Here is a 477-nt window from a genome sequence, read left to right on the forward strand (position 1 = left end):
GGGTCGGGCGGGGAGACGAGGGCGCCGAGCGCGACCGCGGCCGCCACCGGCAGGGCGGGCACCACCCAGTGGAGGACGCCCCCGACGACCGTGGTGGTGACGACCAGCCGGGCGACGGCGACCAGCAGGACCGAGCGGATGTTGGCCTTCAAGTCGCGCCGCGAAGCGCGGCTGGCCACGGCGAAGATCCGCGGCGGCAGCACCAGCGGCAGGATCAGCTTCGGCGCGACCTTCACACTGGGGATGGGCGGCACGCGCGCCATCACGAGCCCGCTCACCGTCATCAGCACGGGCAGCGGCACGCCGGTCCGCCGTTCCAGCGGCATGGTGACGACCGAGGCGAGCAGGACCACGAACAGCAGCGACAGTTGGGTCACCGACCCCGCATAAATGTGACAAACCGCCGTTCCCGATCGTCCGGCTGGTTCGTCGGGCCGGTTGGTCCGGCCGGGATTCGCGCTTGATCTCAAGTCCGCT

The 477-nt window shown here is 71.5% G+C and carries 1 protein-coding gene; it reads right to left on the bottom strand.

The window, feature by feature from the left end; translation table 11 throughout:
* Positions 1-377, bottom strand: a 377-nt coding sequence (locus UK12_RS33090) for a cation:proton antiporter domain-containing protein (RefSeq protein WP_045306913.1), incomplete at its 3' end; no start/stop codon positions are given.
* Between the last annotated feature and the right edge of the window lie 100 nt (positions 378-477).

The organism is Saccharothrix sp. ST-888 (assembly GCF_000955975.1).
GTDB lineage: Bacteria > Actinomycetota > Actinomycetes > Streptomycetales > Streptomycetaceae > Kitasatospora.